This is a genomic window from Cohaesibacter marisflavi, assembly GCF_963665895.2.
GTDB classification, from domain to species: domain Bacteria; phylum Pseudomonadota; class Alphaproteobacteria; order Rhizobiales; family Cohaesibacteraceae; genus Cohaesibacter; species Cohaesibacter marisflavi.
In genome coordinates, this window is record NZ_OY762534.1 from 1370437 (window position 1) to 1385778 (window position 15342).

14 protein-coding genes, 1 tRNA gene and 1 pseudogene are annotated in these 15342 nt (G+C 51.5%); 9 read left to right on the forward strand and 7 right to left on the reverse strand.

Translation table 11 applies throughout. The annotated features are described in order from the left end of the window. Window positions 1-31: 31 nt before the first annotated feature. Window positions 32-325: a hypothetical protein gene (locus ACKPCT_RS07280; protein ID WP_090068842.1), complete on the reverse strand. Its 294-nt coding sequence runs from the start codon at window positions 323-325 to the stop codon at window positions 32-34. Between the two features lie 282 nt (window positions 326-607). On the opposite strand from ACKPCT_RS07280, the gene ACKPCT_RS07285 reads away from it, so the two are divergent. The 4 genes from ACKPCT_RS07285 to ACKPCT_RS07300 all read left to right on the forward strand — a co-directional run bounded on the left by ACKPCT_RS07285 (window position 608) and on the right by ACKPCT_RS07300 (window position 4134). Further along, entirely contained in the window at window positions 608-1423 is an 816-nt protein-coding gene (locus ACKPCT_RS07285; protein WP_090068840.1) for an enoyl-CoA hydratase, read from the forward strand. 9 nt (window positions 1424-1432) lie between these two features. Further along, a complete protein-coding gene (locus tag ACKPCT_RS07290; RefSeq protein WP_319568822.1) occupies window positions 1433-1858 on the forward strand; it encodes a CoA-binding protein in 426 nt (141 codons plus the stop codon). 389 nt (window positions 1859-2247) lie between these two features. Continuing rightward, a complete protein-coding gene (locus tag ACKPCT_RS07295; protein ID WP_319568823.1) occupies window positions 2248-3528 on the forward strand; it encodes an O-acetylhomoserine aminocarboxypropyltransferase in 1281 nt (426 codons plus the stop codon). Window positions 3529-3693: 165 nt separating this feature from the next. After that, complete coding sequence (locus ACKPCT_RS07300; protein WP_319568824.1) at window positions 3694-4134, forward strand: DUF6404 family protein; 441 nt, start codon at window positions 3694-3696, stop codon at window positions 4132-4134. Between the two features lie 54 nt (window positions 4135-4188). Here ACKPCT_RS07300 and ACKPCT_RS07305 read toward each other — a convergent pair whose 3' ends face one another. Next, window positions 4189-5286, reverse strand: a complete 1098-nt coding sequence (locus ACKPCT_RS07305) for a COX15/CtaA family protein (protein ID WP_319568825.1) — start codon at window positions 5284-5286, stop codon at window positions 4189-4191. Between the two features lie 226 nt (window positions 5287-5512). Here ACKPCT_RS07305 and ACKPCT_RS07310 point away from each other — a divergent pair, with 226 nt between their 5' ends. Beyond that, the gene (locus ACKPCT_RS07310; protein ID WP_090068831.1) at window positions 5513-5716 is read left to right on the forward strand and encodes a DUF2842 domain-containing protein; all 204 of its coding nucleotides are present in this window, start codon (window positions 5513-5515) and stop codon (window positions 5714-5716) included. A gap of 38 nt (window positions 5717-5754) precedes the next feature. Here ACKPCT_RS07310 and ACKPCT_RS07315 read toward each other — a convergent pair whose 3' ends face one another. Beyond that, window positions 5755-7494: a hypothetical protein gene (locus ACKPCT_RS07315; protein ID WP_090068829.1), complete on the reverse strand. Its 1740-nt coding sequence runs from the start codon at window positions 7492-7494 to the stop codon at window positions 5755-5757. A gap of 191 nt (window positions 7495-7685) precedes the next feature. Between ACKPCT_RS07315 and ACKPCT_RS07320 the strand changes: the two genes are divergently transcribed. The 4 genes from ACKPCT_RS07320 (at window position 7686) to ACKPCT_RS07335 (ending at window position 10959) form a co-directional block, all read left to right on the forward strand. Continuing rightward, a complete protein-coding gene (locus ACKPCT_RS07320; RefSeq protein ID WP_090068827.1) occupies window positions 7686-8240 on the forward strand; it encodes a polysaccharide biosynthesis/export family protein in 555 nt (184 codons plus the stop codon). Window positions 8241-8424: 184 nt separating this feature from the next. Next, a complete protein-coding gene (locus ACKPCT_RS07325; RefSeq protein WP_319568826.1) occupies window positions 8425-9963 on the forward strand; it encodes an undecaprenyl-phosphate glucose phosphotransferase in 1539 nt (512 codons plus the stop codon). A gap of 196 nt (window positions 9964-10159) precedes the next feature. Beyond that, window positions 10160-10236: transfer RNA gene (locus tag ACKPCT_RS07330), tRNA-Pro, on the forward strand. A 441-nt stretch (window positions 10237-10677) separates the two neighbouring features. Further along, complete coding sequence (locus ACKPCT_RS07335; RefSeq protein ID WP_139229191.1) at window positions 10678-10959, forward strand: hypothetical protein; 282 nt, start codon at window positions 10678-10680, stop codon at window positions 10957-10959. 1077 nt (window positions 10960-12036) lie between these two features. Here the strand turns inward: ACKPCT_RS07335 and ACKPCT_RS07340 are convergent. From ACKPCT_RS07340 to plsX, 4 genes and pseudogenes are all read right to left on the reverse strand, one after another. Continuing rightward, a pseudogene (locus tag ACKPCT_RS07340) lies at window positions 12037-12289 on the reverse strand (MerR family transcriptional regulator); the annotation flags it as partial. 152 nt (window positions 12290-12441) lie between these two features. Next, a complete protein-coding gene (locus ACKPCT_RS07345) occupies window positions 12442-12753 on the reverse strand; it encodes an integration host factor subunit alpha (protein ID WP_090068821.1) in 312 nt (103 codons plus the stop codon). A gap of 383 nt (window positions 12754-13136) precedes the next feature. Beyond that, complete coding sequence (locus ACKPCT_RS07350; RefSeq protein WP_090068819.1) at window positions 13137-14114, reverse strand: beta-ketoacyl-ACP synthase III; 978 nt, start codon at window positions 14112-14114, stop codon at window positions 13137-13139. Continuing rightward, on the reverse strand, window positions 14115-15167 hold the full coding sequence (plsX, locus tag ACKPCT_RS07355; RefSeq protein ID WP_319568827.1) for a phosphate acyltransferase PlsX: 1053 nt from the start codon (window positions 15165-15167) through the stop codon (window positions 14115-14117). Between the last annotated feature and the right edge of the window lie 175 nt (window positions 15168-15342).

Consider the following 15342-nt stretch of genomic DNA (forward strand, 5'->3'; position numbering starts at 1 on the left):
ATGCAGCGTTGGGCCAAGATGGCCTGTTTGCCTACAGCGTGCAAACCGTGTCATGCAAGCCAGTATCTTCATGGTGATAGTCTGGCCGGGGTGTTTTGGCGGCGCCATTGATGGTTCCGACAAATTTGGCGTCGGCCACCTTCATGCGCTTCCAGCCCAGGTCGCCAGTACGCGATCCTCCGGATGTCTGATAGACATACATCAGTTCATTGCCGCGCAAGGTTTTGCCAACAGCATGAACCTCAACATTTCTGTCATAGCCATGATAGTTGATTTTGAGGACATCGTGATTCTTGAGGGCTTCGCATGCATATTTGCTTTCCATAACGTACCTCCTCGCTGACCATTGCGTTACGCCTTCATTATTCCGAATCTGAGAATTCCTGTAAATTCTCAAATAGTTCGTCATAGCCTTTAAAGCCTCCAATCTGCCAGCTATGCGCTCTATTGACCCTCGCTTGCCGGTTATACGCCTTCTAAGGGCCACTTCATCCAATTGTCAGTTTCGCGCAAAAGACGACGCATACCGGCCAAGCTTGACTTGCTGTTCAAATAGCGGGCATGGTCGCAGAAGCAAATAAAATCAAGTGAGTCCCGGGAGGCCAAAATGACCACAGGAGCCACCAATCAGGAAGATGCGCTATTGACCGAACAGGTCGGCCCTGTGCGACGCCTGATCATGAATCGTCCCAAAAGCCGCAATGCGCTTTCGGAAGAGATGATCGCTGCATTGAGCGCAGCGCTTGATGAAGCAGACTCCGACACTCAAACACGTGTCATCGTTCTTGCCGCCAACGGACCGGTATACTCCGCCGGACACGATCTCAAAGAACTTAATTCCCATCGTAATGATGCGGATAAAGGCGAAGCCTTTTTCAGCCGGATTTTCACGGACTGCTCAGCGTTGATGCAGAAAATCCAGACAGTCTCAAAAATCGTCATCGCAGAAATCCAGGGCACCGCCACAGCGGCTGGCTGCCAGCTGGTTGCCAGTTGCGACCTAGCCATCACTGTCAACGAAGCCGATTTCGGTACGCCGGGCATTAATATCGGATTATTCTGCACCGGTCCTGGGGTTGCCCTCACCCGCTCTGTTCCACGCAAACAGGCAATGGAGCTTCTGGTGACGGGTGAAATGATCGACGCCCACACCGCCAAAGCCTATGGCATTGTCAATCGCGTTGTACCGAAGGACTATTTGCGGATCGTCGTCGACAAATATGCGATAGAGATTGCAGGCAAATCTGCCGAAGCCCTGACCTTTGGCAAGCAAGCTGTCTATCGGCAAGACGAAATGCCCCTGGCCGATGCCTATACACTCGCGACGGATGTGATGACGAATAATCTGCTCGCAGATGATGCGATAGAAGGCGTCAATGCCTTTATTGAAAAGCGAAAGCCCGACTGGCCCAGCCTTAAATAGGAGCATTCCATGGACCATAGCGACTATACCGCAGACTATCTCAAGGACATCCTCTCTTCGGTCAAGCGCATCGCCCTGGTTGGCGCCAGCGACAAACCGGAGCGTGCCAGCTATCGGGTTATGAGCTTTCTGCTTGATCATGACTACCACGTAATTCCGGTTAATCCGGGCAAGGAAGGTCAGGAAATTCTGGGCCAACGCGTGGTCGCCCGTCTTGCCGATATAGACGGCCCTATCGACATGGTGGATGTGTTCCGCAATTCCGAAGCCGCGGGCGGAGTAACGGATGAAGCCATTGCCGTTGGAGCCAAGGTAGTCTGGATGCAACTCAATGTGTTCAACGCCGCGGCTGCCAAGCGAGCAGAGGATGCCGGGCTCAAGGTGGTCATGGATCGCTGCCCGAAAATTGAACATCCAAGCGTGATGTTCAATTAGCCAGCACATGAACTGCGAAAATTGAATTTGAGCGGCGGAGCAATCTGTCGCTCTTCCTATTTGTGCGCTCAATTTTACGCACTCGCTGCACATTTTGACGCCCGGCGGAAGGTCGGATAGCTCAACTACAAATTAGCAAATAAAATCAAGCATATAAAATCCCTGATTGGTTCCCTTTCATATTTCATTTTTACCGCCATCATTAGAAACCTCGTTCAACAATCGAGCAAAATTTAAAACGATATTTTCCACTTTCAAATGGCGCGGCGGGTTGTGCTGGTCTAGAGTTGCCACACACTTCAATCTTGAAGATACATTGACTTTTTATTGGCAAAGCACGTCGCGAGATAAGCCCGCACGCTCTGCACTGATTTATGAAGAGGACGATTATGAGCGAAGAAACAGCCCTCGGCTTTTCCACTCTTGCCATTCACGCTGGCGCTGACGCCGACCCGACCACTGGCGCACGCACCACGCCGATCTACCAGACGACATCCTATCAGTTCCGCGATACCGAGCATGCAGCCAATCTGTTTGCGCTCAAGGAATTCGGCAATATTTATACGCGTCTGACCAACCCGACGACCGCTGTGCTTGATGAACGCATCGCTGCGCTGGAAGGCGGCTCAGCGGGTGTTGCCGTTGCTTCGGGCCATGCAGCGCAGTTTGTTACATTCCATTCCCTGATGGGACCAGGTGACAACATTGTCGCTGCCAACAAGCTCTATGGCGGTACGTTCAACCAGTTCAACCACACCTTCAAAAGTTTTGACTGGCATGCCAAATGGTCTGATGCACTTGATCCGGAAGCAGCGCGCGGCCTGATTGATGAAAAGACCAAAGCCATTTATATCGAAAGCCTCGCCAACCCTGGTGGGGTGATCTGCGATATCGAGGGCTTTGCCAAAGTCGCCAAGGATGCCGGCATTCCGCTGATTGTTGATAACACGATGGCAACCCCTTATCTGTGCCGGCCTATTGAACATGGTGCCAACATTGTTCTGCACTCCATGACCAAATTCATTGGTGGTCACGGTAACTCCATGGGCGGGATGATCGTCGATGGCGGTAACTTCGACTGGTCGCAGTCTCACAAGTTCCCGATGGTCAACACCCCGCGCGCGGAATATAACGGCGTCAATTTCTACGAAACCTTTGGCCCGATGGCTTTCGCCATCACCTGCCGCGCTCTTGGTTTGCGCGATCTGGGCCCGACCCTGTCGCCATTCAACGCCTTCCAGATCCTGACTGGTGTTGAAACCCTGCCCCTGCGCATGGATCGCCACTGCGAAAACGCTCTCACCGTCGCCAAATGGCTTGAGAGCAACGACAAGGTGAGCTGGGTTTCCTATGCAGGTCTTGAGTCCAGCCCGCATAAGGCTGCACAAGAGAAATATCTGCCAAAGGGTGCAGGGTCCGTCTTCACATTCGGCCTCAAGGGCGGCTATGATGCAGGTGTGAAGTTCATCACCAGCCTCAAACTGCTCAGCCATGTTGCCAATATCGGCGATACGCGTTCTCTAGCCATCCACCCGGCATCGACCACTCACAGTCAGTTGACCGATGAGCAGAAGACCGCAGCGGGTGCGGCTCCGGATACAGTCCGCCTGTCAATCGGCATTGAAGATGTAAAAGACATCATCGCCGATCTCGAACAGGCAATGGCTTGAATGTGAATTGCAATCATCTCGAAAGGCCGGGACAGTCCCGGCCTTTTTTGTGTCCGCCATGCTCTGACCATATCAACCCGTTTATCCTCTCTGATAGTCCTTGCCAGTCTCAAGAGGTGTGCATAGGTTTGATATTTGGAATATATCCATTGCTAGGTCAGACGAATGAATTTTGATGAACGTTACACACTCGCCATTGCTGAACTGAAACGCACACCCATTGTGGAAGGAAACTATGCGCCGCCGCTGCATCGGTTTTTGCGCGGCCGTGGTGTCAGAATAAAGCCGCCACACTATAACAGTATCGGCATGAATATAATCACCACCGGAGCGCCTTTTGCCGTGCTCTGGGGCGCGATCATGTGGTTCATTCTCTGGCAAAGCCAAAAACTGACACCCTTCATGGCCATCGGCGCTGCGCTTGTTGCGGGCACCATCTTCGGGCTATTCATGGCGCTCTATTATCGCTGGTCATTCAACCAGAATGCGCTGACCAAATGGGACCAGTTGGAGCCTCAGGAGGAACTGGCGGCGCCAAAGGAAGAGGACAAGGAGGACGCACCGGAAGCGCCCTCACCCAAGCCTGAAACGGATGGCACTCCGTAAAGAAGGGCGCCAGTGCTGCCGCCCGTTCATTTCACAGCCAATGCTTTGATCGGGTCAATATTTCCGGGCATTATCGTATAAATCGCGCATTACAAGGGTCGCAGACCCCAATACAAGCATTGCTCCGGCCTGATGTAACAAGGCAAGAGAGAAAGGCACGGCAAACAGCAAGGTGGTGATGCCGATGATAACCTGAAATGCCAGCAGACCCGCAAGAATGTTGACTGGCAGCATTATGTCGCCTTGGAAGGGATCGCGCCTGAGACGGAACCATAGCAAGAGACATATCACAGCGACCAGATAGGCCATCATGCGGTGATTGAACTGGATGGTGGCATGATCCTCAAATATGGAATGCCAGACGGACCCCGTGTCATAGATCTTCTCGGGTATGATACCGCCATCCATCAATGGCCATGTGTTGTAAATCAAGCCTGCATGAGTGCCTGCCACCAGCGCGCCAAGAAAGATCTGCACCATGATGCAGACGGTCAATATCCCCATCAACCAGACGTGACGATCCGCACTGACACATTCGGGCATCTTCTGTCCGGTTCTATAGCCGCGTGCGACCCATAACAGCGCAAAGAATATGATTGATGCGAGGATCAGATGGGTAGCGAGACGATATTGGCTGACGTCGACGCGATCCACCAGCCCTGACGCAACCATCCACCAGCCGACAAAGCCCTGCAATCCGCCCAAGCCAAGCAACACGAGCAACCGTGGCTTAAGTGATGCGGTCACCCTTCCGGAAAGCCAGAAATAGAGCATGGGAACAAAAAAAGCCACGCCGATAAAGCGCCCCAGCTGGCGATGCCCCCATTCCCACCAGAAAATATTCTTGAAATCATCCAGCGTCATTCCCTTGTTAACATGCTCATATTCAGGAATCTGCTGATATTTGAGAAACTCCTCGTTCCATTCTTCAACTGACATGGGCGGGATGGCGCCATGGATGGGTTTCCATTCGGTAATGGAAAGCCCCGAGTCTGTGAGACGAGTAATACCGCCCACCACGACCATAAGGAAAACGAGAAAGGCGACACAATAGAGCCAGAACCGCACCATATGCCGAGATCTGCTGGCCTTGTCTTCCTCCTTGTCGACATAATAGATTGCGCTTTCCAAAGCCGCTTCATTCCTCACCATCGGATGCCTCAATTCTCTCTAGATAGTCCACCTCGAGACATAAGCATCTCTGCTTGCGCACGTCGGGTCAAGGCAACTGAGGGCTAAACTGTTTGAAATTTGCGCTTCTCTACCAAGATAAGGGCCGTTCTAATTCCATAGTCGGATCAAGGAGATGGCTTTTTTGCTTTTCACGGACCAATTGCTAAGCTATTAGGACACAAAACCGCAGACCAATGGAGCAACCATGAGCCAACGCACTCGGAAATTCTTCGGCATGATCATGCTTGTTGCCTGGGTTATTCTCTATGCCGCAGTTGGCATGACCATTGGCGCGGCAGTTGTCGCCAACGCCACGCCCCTCGCTCAAATCCTGTTTTTCCTGATTACCGGCCTTATCTGGATTGTGCCCGCAGGGTTGATCATACGCTGGATGGAAAAACAGGTCTAAAAACCGGCATGTAAGAGGCCTATGGCTGAACCAACACGCTATTCAGCCGCTTGCAACAAATTATCCGGCTCATCTGCATTGTCATCGCTATCGCTAAACTCAAGATCCGTCACGATGAGGCTGTCAGCGAAGCCAAGATGTCCAACGGCCTCATGCAGCTGGGCAACTTCGCTTTCGGCGATTTCGGGCACGATAACAAAGGCTAGTGCATCGGGAACAGACGCAAAACCGCGAAGAATACTGACATCTTCGCACGCAGTTCCCAAGTCGAGCATGACGATGTCATAAGCAGCCTCAAGTGCAATTAGCAGCGCATGAAACTCCGAAGAGAGCAAATCACTGCGATTGAGAGTACGACTACCCGCATGGATGCATTTTGCCTTCCCGGTCCATTCTTCATCGATAAAATCTGAAAAACTGCCATTGCCATCCAGTAGATCGGCAATCCCGCAAGCCTTCGGCCCGTCGCCGTCGATTGCTTGCGACTGAGCGGATATCAGATCGACATAAGCAACGGAGCGTTCTTTAACCAGTCGATTGGCCAGAGCCGATCCCCTCGCTCCCCAGGCTTGATCCTGCGCCATCAGAACGATGCGTGCGTGGGTGACATCACTGAGCTGTTCAGCAACCAGATCGAAGATGATGGCTGCGCGGCGGCCGGTCCCCTGCTCTACTGACAAGGTATCAAGCTTATTGGCAACTTGCCTTGTCTGAACCATGTGGATGTCAGCGCTTGGCATAATGGGCAAATCGGCTGGGGCCGGAAATGACAGACGGATTTCTTGTGGTAAGTCAGCCCCATCAGCCAAACGGGCCGAACCTCTTTCCGTATTCTTTTTAAAGCGTGAGAAGACAGCGCTTCCTATCAAGCCAAACAGAAACACCGTAGCAGCCCCAAATAGAGCCCAAAGGAAGGCTGCCTTTGAAACAGGTGTGTAGGCTGTTGTCGCCCTGACCAGAACGCGCGCCGCGGGGGGCAGCAAATCGAGCGTAGACAGGGTTTTCAGCTCGGCCTGCCTCACACGAAGCCGCTCGACCATCTGTTTGCGACCCTTTTGCTCCATGCTGGACAAATCACCGGCATTTGCCTTTTGCTCCCCCTCACTCTTTCCGGTTTGTTTCAAACGGGACGACAGGGCCTCGATCTGTCCGTTCAGCTTATCAATTGAAACATTGAGTTCCTGATGACGCTTTTTCGAGAGCAAATCAATATAGGCTTCAGCAAGGCTGTTGGCGATTTTGGCAGCGGCGTCGGCTCTTGGCGCTTTCATGGAAATTGTAATTACACGTCTAGGGGCCAAACGCTCGACACTAAGAGACTGTTGAACACGGTCTATAACGGCCTCTCTGGCAGAAACCGAGAAAGAGCCAACACGAAGCATCATCCCGAGTGTCTGCAATGTTCCACTGGCAGCAAAGCTCTTGTCTTCGGTCAGATGCAATTGATCGACGATGGTCGACAAAATTTGTGGGCTTTTCAGATCTCTAATCAGCTTGTCAGCCAATTCGGTTTGGCTGTCCGTTCCCTTATAAAGAGATGCAGAATCGACCACAGAGGGGAAATACTGTTCTTGTGGCGCCAGCAGCAGAATGCGCGCTTCGGACTGGTATTCTTCAGGCTGGTAAGCTTTATAGGCGAATAAAACCGCTCCAATGGCGAGGGAAGCCAGCGTCAATCGTAAAAAGACCCGTGGAGATAATCTCAATGCCGCAATAGATTTGCGGGCGTTGCTCCCTGCTCTTTTATCGCCAATGCGGTTCTCACATTCCATCGCCATATCAGCCCCCTTATGCTGAGCCTATTGGGACAAATTATAGTAACCACTTTATTAACGAGAGACGTTTTACCTTTTCCCTTGATGCAATCTGAGCTGGCGCGCATAAACATCGGGCACAATTACCGGAAATTTACGCGACATTAACCATAACAACATTTGAATAAAACCGAGTTAGTCAAGCGAGTCGAACCATGTTTCGTTTTTTGGTCATTCTGGTTATAGCCCTGACGGTCAGTAGCTGTTCAAGCTATCGGCCCGCCGGTGATGCATTTCATAAATCCCTCGTCGGGCCATATGAGCTTGATGCCGGCGACCGGATACGCGTAACCGTGTTCAATCAGGAAGATCTCAATAAAGAATATCTTGTCGATCAGGCTGGCTATGTTTCCATCCCACTCATCGGCAATGTGGCGGCTCGCGGAAAGCAAACCAGTGAACTCGCCAAGATCATCGCAGGCAAGCTCGCCAACGGCTATGTACGCAACCCCGACGTTTCGGTAGAAATCGCGCAGTATCGACCCTTTTTCATCATGGGCGAAGTCAATTCTGCTGGTCAGTATTCCTATGTGAGTGGCATGACAGTACAGACCGCGATCGCCATCGCAGGCGGCTTCACGCCAAGAGCCCAGCAGCGTTATGTCGACATTACCCGCCAATTGAACGGCAAGATCCTGACTGGACATGTGCGCCTGACGTCCCCTGTTCGCCCGGGAGATACAATTTACATTCGAGAGCGCATCTTCTGATTTTTAATTCCAGCCTTAAAGTTGCGTTATACTTCTAGGTTTCATTTGCTATAAAGCACTTCTTTAACGATAATATCCAAAACCAACTGGCAAAGTTTTTCTCGGTTCAACCATTAAAACTTAGTCAGACTTTGTTTGCTATATCCTTGGTTGGGACAATAATTTTAAATGTGGGTGACCCAGAATGCAGCCTCTTGATCCGAGGACAGCCTTCACTTCACGCGCCGTACTAGATGCCAATGAGCCAATTGTCGACAAGAACAAAGATGCTCATATTACGGATCTGGCTCGCGAAGTGGCTGCCGAGTTCTCTGAAACCACTTACGCACCAGGAATCGTTCGTGGTCTGTTTCAGCTAGCAGATTTTGTCGTTCTGGCTCTTCTCGGCATCATATCGACCTCTATGATGGGCGGTGCGATTGTCGCTGGCATGAGTTTTCCTGTACTGCTCTCAGTGGCAGGCGCAATCATGTTTAGCCTGTTTCTGCTTTCGGTTGATGGCTATTCCATTCTCGATATGAATCATCTGGCGCCCCAAATTGGCCGAACCATCGGTGCGTGGACGATGGTGATTGTGTTGTTCCTTCTTATTTTCTACCTCTCGGAAACTCCCATCGACGCCAATCGTGGCTGGCTGGGTGTCTGGTTCATTTCAGGCATCGCGACCGTGTCAGTGATGCGTGCGGTTGAGTCCCTACTTGTGCGCATATGGCAACAGGATGGACGATTGGAACGCCGTGCGGTGATCGTTGGCGGGGGGGATCCAGCTGCTGAGATCATTACCTCACTGGAAACGCAGGAAAATAACGATATCCGCATCTGCGGTATTTTTGATGATCGGGATGATGAGCGTTCGCCCCCCATAGTTGCCGGTTATCCGAAACTTGGTACGGTGGACGATCTTGTCGAGTTTTCGCGCCTTTGCAAAATCGACATGTTAATCGTTACCATTCCGGTTTCTGCCGAGAAGCGCGTTTTGCAGATGTTGCACAAACTCTGGATATTGCCGCTTGATATCCATCTTAGCGCCCATATGAACAAGATGCAGTTTCGCCGGCGCACCTACTCCTATGTGGGCAATCTGCCTACGGTTCCGGTATTCGCCAAACCCATAGCCAACTGGGGCGGCCTTCTGAAAAGAGTGAGCGATGTAGTGATCGCCGGAATTTCGATTGCCCTCCTTTCTCCGATTTTGATTGGCACGGCCATCGCCATCAAGCTGGACAGCGAAGGCCCCATCATTTTTCGCCAAAAGCGCCTCGGATTCAACAATGAAGAGGTCGTGATTTTCAAGTTCCGCTCCCTCTACCATTCACAGAGTGATCAGAGCGCACAGAAATCTGTAACCAAGAATGATAGCCGCGTTACCAAGGTAGGGCGGTTCATTCGGAAGACCTCCATTGATGAGTTGCCACAATTGTTCAATGTGATTCTTGGATCATTGTCTTTGGTGGGCCCTCGCCCTCATGTGCCACGGCAACAAACCAATGAACGCCTGTTTGAGGAAGTGGCCGATGGATACATGGCGCGCCATAAGGTCAAGCCCGGCATTACAGGCTGGGCACAGATCCATGGCTGGCGCGGGGAAATCGATGACGATGAAAAGCTCAAGCAACGCGTCGAGCATGACATCTATTATATCGAGAACTGGTCTCTTGCCCTTGATCTCTACATTCTGGCTGTCACGCCCCTCAAGCTGTTCAATCAAGAGGGCGCCTATTAGGACGCAAGACAGGTTGGCGCCCTCACCAGTGCCAACGGCAACAAACTAATCTATCGGTAAATCAGCGCTTTATCCGCTTTCTTACCCTTAAGACATATTTTGTGAACGCTCTTTTTCTCGAAAGCTTGAGGATAATGTGCATCAGGCGATCTCAAACATTGCAAGATGATGACAGAGCCATTATAAAGCCTCTTGTCGGAGCGTAGCGCAGCCTGGTAGCGCACTTCGCTGGGGGTGAAGGGGTCGTAGGTTCGAATCCTATCGCTCCGACCAATTATCCTTCCCCACAGTATTTTCCAAACAATAATTCTATCTGCTTTTTGAATGCAGCAATAAGCCCCGTCGGCTTTCATACCGCGGCTTTGCTGATGTTTGGTATTCAGTACTTATTGCAGGGCAACTGATTGTCATATTCATGCAATACGGCCTTTATAGAAATCTCCATAACTGACACAGAGGAATCACTCACCTCTTCTGCTACGCTTGTTAACAGAACGTGAGAGAGTGATAAAATGTTGTCGACCGAATTTGTTGCATGATTACACCAGAACGTCGTGACCACTGACCGTGCATGACGTATTTGATGGCCCTGTCGGATGGTGGGGCCATTTTTTTATCTAGCATACAGCCACACGCAAAACTCGTTACAATTTTAGCTTTTCAAGTAGCACTACATTAAAAGCTGACAGATATAATCACGTTATGATTCCAGCTTTGAACATATCAACTGCCGGCATGCTTGCCGCTTCTGACCGTCTTGAGGATATCGCATACGGGATAGCCAATCCTGTTGCTGATAACGCAGCTCAACCGGCGACGCCGACGAGTCGGCAAGTCAGACCAGAAGAGTCCATAGCACCGGTGTCAGCAGCACCAGAGCTGGATCCGGCGCGTCTTGTAGAGTTGATAGAAACAGAGGCGGCATTCAACGCCAGCGCTTTGGCCACAAAGTCGGTAGCCAGTGCCTCGCAAGAGCTGATGGACGCACTGCGTTAGACTTTCCTAAAGTTACAATTTTGCAAGCATAATCAGATCAGTCTGACAATGCCTGATCCAAGATCCGCTTGCACTCCAGCAGCTCAAAGAGCGTTGATTGCAAGCGTCTTATTTCGTCTCGGGATAAGGATTGCTGTGTCATAGCAGCCAGTTCTTGATCACTTGCCTCTGAACGCCCCCCCATGAAGCGCGAAAAGAAGCCCGACTTCTGCTCTTCTTGCAATGCCCTTAAACGCGCTTCCTCTACTGAGAGACTGGCGCTCCTCCCACCTTGCAAAAATTGAGGATCGCCAGAACGAAGATCTGGCGGCAAAGGCTGATTGTCTTCTTGAGCATTCACCCCTGGAGCCATGGCTGGCGCAACAGGCTGGCGACCGACGGTTCTGTCTTCTGGAGCCGCGACCGGTTGCATGTGTGGAATGTCCCGTCTGTGCGCTGAAGTCTGCCGTGGCGCGGAGCTTGGCATGGAGTGCGGCGCAACGCGGCCTTGGCCTTGACGGCCTTGCGCACCTTGAGGAGCGGGGTTGCTATAGGCAGCGGGTCCTGGTGCGGGTGCGGGGTCAGGGGTGACGCCCCTTTCGCTACGAGGCACCATTTTTGCCGCCTGCGGCATCTGAGATGGATGGGGCGCGGCCACACGGGGACCTGCTGCAGTATGCTCGCTTCCGGTAACATCAGAATTTACATCGCCCAAATTGTTCCTAGCCAACGCATCTGGAGTTGCCTGATACCCTCCCGCCGTAGCCCGATCAATCGCCTGAGCCGATTGCTGAGGCTGCATGGCCTGAGCATGATCAATAGGATGAGCAATCGGCTGGGGTTTGCTAGAGGCTGCTGGTGGCTGATTTTGCAGTGGCACTTGAGTTGCAGGATGCGGCGGCAGATACATATCCTGCGCAGGATAGACATCCGGCTTTAGTACTTGCTGGGGCGCTTGTTGAGGCGCTTGCGTGGGCACCCGATTTTGCGGCTGAGCGGTAGGTTCCGGAGAGCCAGTTTCTGCAGGGTTTGCAGCTTGCTGTTCTGTGGTTGCTTGAGAAGTTTGAGCTTCTTCCGCGGCGGCGCCGACCGTGTCGATAACGTGGCGCACCCCCTGCTCTTTCAGGATCTTCTGCACGCCTTTAATGGTATAGCCCTCATCATAAAGCAGATGACGGATACCACGAAGCAGGTCAATGTCGTCGGGGCGATAATAGCGGCGACCACCACCGCGTTTCATAGGCTTTATCTGGGAAAAGCGCGTTTCCCAAAAACGCAAGACATGCTGAGGCAAATCGAGATCCTGAGCGACCTCGCTAATTGTTCTGAAAGCGTCAGCACTCTTCCGCAAGACATCCACCTGTCACACATTTCGCCTCGATATGCCGAAAAGCATAAAACAGCCGGGCCCGAGTGCATATAAGACTCGAGCCTGTTTCCATCAGCCATTTGCCGAGACGATTTTATCAGCTACACACCAGCTCGCACGAGAAAGCGATCTTTTTAAGATGCCTCAGGAGCCAAAGAGTCGTTGATTTTCTTTTTCAGAACGTTGGATGGTTTGAACACCATCACGCGCCGAGGAGAAATCGGAACTTCCTGTCCGGTTTTCGGATTACGACCGATGCGCTCGTTCTTATCTCTTACGAAAAAGGTTCCGAAAGAAGAAAGCTTGACCTGTTGTCCTTCAACAAGGCAATTGCTCATTTCATCCAGTACCATCTCGACAAGCTCTGCAGATTCCGTGCGCGACAGTCCTACCTTCTGATAGACCGCTTCGCACAAATCCGCGCGCGTTACCGTTTTGCCCCCCATGTCGCAAACCTCTCTCTGAAAAGATCTATATGACTCATACCGTTGAAGCAGGGTATTTCCGTAATTGACTTCCGTCAACTGTAAGACTGCGCATTAATTTTCTCATTTGCCGAATAAATCAAAACAATCATATGCGCGTTGAATGCCACTCATACAGAATCATAAGTCAAAGGCCCTTTGAAGCAACTTATTATCAAAGCTATCTACAAAAAAACGCCCCTAACATAGTCTAGTTGTTGGAAAAATCGCTAATAAGGTGTTGTCGCATAGTAAAGCGCTGACACTTTTAGCAAAAACAAGCAAAGCATTGTCAAAAATACGAACTCAGCGCAAAATCCGCACAATTGGTGAATGTTGCGCCGATCCGTTGAAACAAAAGCAGACTACCAGCGCAGCAGGACAGAGCCCCAGGTAAAGCCTCCGCCCATTGCTTCGAGCAAGATCACATCGCCCTTTTTGAGGCGGCCATCCTTGGCTGCGGTATCAAGCGCCAGAGGAATGGAGGCAGCTGACGTATTGCCATGAAGATTAACTGTCATCACGACCTTTTCCGGCGCGATATTCAGTTTACGGGCACTGGCATCAATAATACGCTTGTTTGCCTGATGAGGCACGAACCAGTCCAGATCATCAGCGGTCATACCGGTTGCCTTGAACGCATCAGTGATGACGTCCGTGATCATGCCAACCGCATGTTTGAAGACTTCCTTGCCTTCCATGCGCAAGTGACCGGTGGTCTGAGTGGTCGATGGTCCACCATCAACAAAGAGCTTTTCCTTGTGACGACCATCAGAGCGCAGATGGCTGGTCAGAATGCCGCGATCGGAAATTTCGCCTTCCCCTTCTTCGGCCTTGAGAATGACAGCGCCAGCGCCGTCACCAAAGAGCACGCAGGTCGTGCGATCTTCAAAGTCGAGAATGCGAGAGAAAGTTTCGGCACCGATCACCAGAGCCGTTTTGGCTTTGCCACAGCGCAGATACATGTCGGCGGTCGATAGTGCAAAGACGAAACCCGAACACACGGCCTGCAGATCAAAAGCGGCACCATGATGGATCTCCAGCATATTCTGGATCGCAACCGATGTTGCCGGGAAAGTATTATCCGGAGTGGCCGTTGCACAGATGATCAAGTCAATTTCTTGCGCATCGATACCGGCGCTCTTGATCGCTTCTATAGCGGCCTTGTAGCCCAGCTCAGAGGTAAACTCCCCCTCTTCAGCGATGTGGCGCTGTTCAATGCCTGTCCTTTGCCGAATCCATTCGTCAGACGTATCAACGAACTTGGCCAGATCTTCATTGGTTACGATTTTCTTGGGCAGATAGGATCCGGATCCTACGATAACAGACCTTGTGACGCTCACTTATGCGTTCTCCTCGTCAGGCACTACTCGGTTCTTGTGATAAACAGACAGATCCTGTTCGATTTTTTCGGTCAAACCATTTTTGACCATGTCATAGCCAAGGCTGATGGCTGAAGCGAAGCCTTCACCATCCGTCCCCCCGTGGCTCTTGATGACGATGCCATTGAGGCCGAGAAATACGCCGCCGTTGACTTTGCGCGGGTCCATTTTCTCACGCAAGCGCTGAAAAGCGGAGCGGGCAAACAGATAGCCGATCTTGGCCATCAGAGTACGGCTCATGGCGGAATGCAAATATTCAGCCAGCTGCTTGGCAGTGCCTTCTGCAGTTTTCAGGGCAATATTGCCAGCAAAGCCTTCGGTCACCACCACATCCACTGCGCCGGTACCAAGATCGTTGCCTTCAACAAAGCCTTTATATTTGAATTGCGGGAATTCGAAATCGCGCAGCATGCGGCCAGCCTCTTTGACTTCATCAAGGCCTTTGACATCTTCTTCGCCGATATTGAGCAAACCGATGGTTGGCTGTTCGATACCGAACAAAGCGCGGGCCATGGCGCCACCCAAAAGGGCAAAATCCACCAGCTGCTGAGCATCGGCGCCAATCGTGGCCCCCACATCGAGCACGACGCTTTCGCCGCGCAATGTGGGCCAGATGGCAGCAATGGCCGGCCGCTCGATATCGGCCATGGTGCGCAGACAGAATTTGGACATTGCCATCAGAGCACCGGTGTTGCCGGCAGAAATGCAAACCTGAGACTGGTTATCCCGCGCGGCCTCGATTGACCGCCACATGCTGGATTTTCCACGTCCGCGGCGCAAAGCCTGACTGGGGCGTTCGTCCATCTGAATAACGACTTCACAATGATGCAGTGTGCTTGCTTGCTTTACGCGAGGATAATCATCCAGCAAATTTTCCATAATTTCCTGATCACCATAAAGATGATAGCGCACGTCAGGATGACGTACCAATGCAAGGTCTGCACCTTCAAGGATGACAGCAGGACCATTGTCCCCGCCCATGACATCCAGCGAAATGTTAATGACTTCAGACATTACAGATATCTCTATCCCGCCTTCTTCTTCATCCAGTCTGTTAATATGTAACCGGATTTGGTCCAGCCCAATAAGCGACTGCAAAGTTTGGCTCGACTATTATTGTTGTTGGGACAATATCCAAATTCTGCCAAGAAACAACCGCATTATTTGGAAATCGCCCTCATCAAGCCCG